The organism is Lentilactobacillus sp. TOM.63 (genome assembly GCF_030361045.1).
In the GTDB taxonomy this organism is placed as follows: domain Bacteria; phylum Bacillota; class Bacilli; order Lactobacillales; family Lactobacillaceae; genus Lentilactobacillus; species Lentilactobacillus dabitei.
In genome coordinates this window covers 1-3,228 of record NZ_JAUCAP010000136.1, presented here as the reverse complement: position 1 = coordinate 3,228, position 3,228 = coordinate 1, and the positions used below count along the sequence as shown (strand labels likewise).

The 3,228-nt window shown below is 38.9% G+C and carries 1 protein-coding gene and 1 other annotated feature; the gene reads left to right on the top strand.

Going from position 1 to position 3,228, the window contains the following annotated elements; genetic code table 11:
• Window positions 1–275 precede the first annotated feature (275 nt).
• The gene (locus QUF07_RS13540) at window positions 276–2,672 is read left to right on the top strand and encodes a BspA family leucine-rich repeat surface protein (protein ID WP_289427955.1); all 2,397 of its coding nucleotides are present in this window, start codon (window positions 276–278) and stop codon (window positions 2,670–2,672) included.
• Between the two features lie 186 nt (window positions 2,673–2,858).
• Window positions 2,859–3,097, top strand: a binding site (T-box leader).
• Window positions 3,098–3,228 lie beyond the last annotated feature (131 nt).

Below are 3,228 nucleotides of genomic sequence, written 5' to 3'. Positions count from 1 at the left end.
GGTAAACACCATTTTAAAGGAAGCTGATCTTTTTTGTCCGAACAGCGTTCGGATTAATTTTACAATCTACCATATAATTTGTTGAGGGGAACTATGGTTTGGAGGGGATAGATTTGGGTAGTAGAAAACAACATTTGAAGGTCGATGGGAACTATAAGTGCATAATTGAAACTTCCTAGCTTATTATCTTTGGTATATTGATAATTATTGGAGTGAATATAAATAGTGCTGTTAACGCTAGTGACCTACTAAGCGAATCTTCGAAGATTACTGACATGATAAACGACAGTAGTTCTGTAACAAAGGAGTCATCAATTAATTTAACTTCTCAATTAGAAGCAAAAAGTGCTGATGGCACAATTTCTGGTACGTGGGGTGGGTGTAATTGGTCGTTTAAGCCGACAGGTGATAACCTCTATACATTAACCTTCAGTCCCGAGGGGAAGACAGGGATGCTCGGGACTCCTGAGCAAGCACCTTGGAATTTACAGCCATCAACTGTTGGCAATTTCTATTCAGGCGTCTCAAAAATAATTATCAAACCTGGAGTAATTGCAAACCCAGATTCTACTGGATTGTTTAAAATCGGGTATATTTTGAAGAGTATTGATGGGTTAGAGAATCTTGATACTACTCAGGTTACTAATATGAAGTCGATGTTTGCTGGAGACAGAAATTTGCAAACATTTGATCTTTCAAATTTTGATACATCGAATGTCACGGATATGAGTTATATGTTTAGATACAGTGATGACCTACCGGGCAGGATGGATTTTTCTAAATTTGATACTAGCAGAGTGACCGATATGTCCGATATGTTCTCAATTTGCAACTCAATAACTTCTTTGGATGTTTCCAATTTTAACACTGAACATGTCAAAACTATGCATGACATGTTTGGCGATATGCCAGATATTAAGCAAATAAAAGGGTTAGATAAATTCAATACGAGCCAAGTAACTGATATGAGTCAGATGTTTAGTGGGGATCAAGATTTAACTGAGCTTGATGTCCATAAATTTGATACTAGCTTGGTAACTAACATGACGGCTATGTTTTCGGGGCTGTCATCATTAAAGTCTAATTTATTTTTCGGGCTATCATCTTTTGATACGGGGAACGTTACAGATATGTGGGCCATGTTTCAAAATGATACGTCTCTAACAGATTTAAGCTTAAGTACGTTTAAGACAAATAAAGTTACAAGTATGAGATGGATGTTTCAAAATTGTCCGGCTTTAACCTCATTGGATATAAGTAGTTTTACTACTAAGAATGTGACTAATATGGAGCAAATGTTTGAGGGAGATGTTGGATTATCCAGTTTAGATCTTAGTGGCTTTACTGTAAATGACAGTGTGGATATGTGGCGAATGCTATCTGATTGCCGTAATATTTGGAAAATTAAATTAAACAAAGATTTTAGCTCAACAGACCAGTATACGGGTCTGCCTGATGTTCCCGGAAAGGGTGAAATTCCTGGAACGAAATACGTTAACACAGCTCCATATTGGGTAGCATTAGCTGGTGGTACAGAAAGCAATCCCCGTGGAAAGCGTAATTTTTACACATCAGAAAAATTGATGGCAGATCAGCGCACTGAAACTGACACGTACGTTTGGCAGCAAAGATCGAGTTCTGATCAGAGTTCTATTAAAGCTAAAGAGGAAGTTGATTTATCGGTTGGAGATAAATGGAATCCTCAGAGTGGTTTCATTTCCGCAACGGATTATTGGGGTGATCCTGTGATATTTAAGAACATTAAAGTTAGTGGTGACCATGTTGATACAACTAAACCTGGTCAGTATAACGTTATTTATACTAATGGTAACAAATTTGCAAATACCAAGGTAGTGGTTAAAGCAAAAGCTGTTCCACCAACTCCAGAACCACAACCAACTCCTCAACCAGTACCCAGCCCGACACCAACGCCGCAACCAAAACCTGACAATAACAATACGCAAGCTTCAATTCCAGATTGGGCTGCCGTCAAAGGCTCCGCGGTTTATTCACTGAAGAAGATCTATCTTTACAAACACAACAACTTCAGCAAGAAAGATCGCCTCGCTGGCTACACCAAAAAGCCACGAGTCTACCGACCAATGTTTGTCGTAACCGGTTATGCGCGCTCCAAGAGTGGCCACCTGCGTTACCAAGTTCGTGATGTTAACCACTTGACGAAGAACCGCCACAAGAAGGGTTACATCACCGCAAACTGGAGTTACGTCCGCCCAGTATACTATCAAAGCAAGCATCAAACGTTAACGGTCATTAATCCACGAGGTGTTAACGCGTACAAGAAAGCAAACCTGACGAAGAAGGTTCGCAATTACAAGCAAGGTACCATCCTTCATGTGACCAAGTTTGTTCACCATAATCTGACGACACGCTACGTTTTGAGTAATGGTCACTTCATTACTGGAAACCGCAAACTTGTTAAGATGGGCAAGCAAAAAATGTCGCGTTATGTCAAAGTTAAGCGCAGTCTCAACCGTTATCAAACGGTTAGCCTGATCAAACGCAATAAGCACATCAAGAAGGGGACTGAGCTTCGAATTAAGAACTATGACTTCTCACACGCCAATAGCGTTACCAAGACTGGTGCACTGAGATATCATGTTGTCGGTGGGTATATTACTGGTAATTCAAAGTATGTAAAGACGATTAAATAGTTTTGGAACAGTTTCTCAGGTAAGCTAATTATTTGAGGAGCTGTTTTTTAATGTTTTCCTAATCCGTGAGACTCTTGATCTAATGATGATTGCAACCGTTTTCCCCTGGATAATAATTTCAACACATTAAAATTTTACACTTGACATTCTCATAATTGCGACTAAACTCTTTAAGTAAATTGATAAACAAAAGCAGTGAAAAGATGAGTAGTCTTGGAACGGTATCAAGAGAGTTCACATTTGGTGAGAGTGAATTACCGGGAATTGATGAAGATGGTCTTTGAGCAGGATGTTGTTGAGCAAATGCAAGATAACGTGGTAAACGCACCTTATAGCGGACAGGCATTGATTCATAGTGCCTAGTGAGTCACGTAGTGTAAGCTGCGTGAAAATTAAGGTGGTAACGCGACAATATCGTCCTTGTATGGAATTTATTTCTATACGAGGACTTTTTTTATTCAATTTTTATCAAAAAAATTAGAGCCTGAATTATTCATAGTTCATTAAAAGCCCGTCAGTTTTCGTGTTTTTTCGAAAACTGACGGGTATGTTTTTA

What these genes read in the sequence shown, in the direction of transcription:
- QUF07_RS13540 (WP_289427955.1), top strand. Translation starts at nt 276, where the DNA reads ATGATAAACGACAGTAGTTCTGTAACAAAGGAGTCATCAATTAATTTA.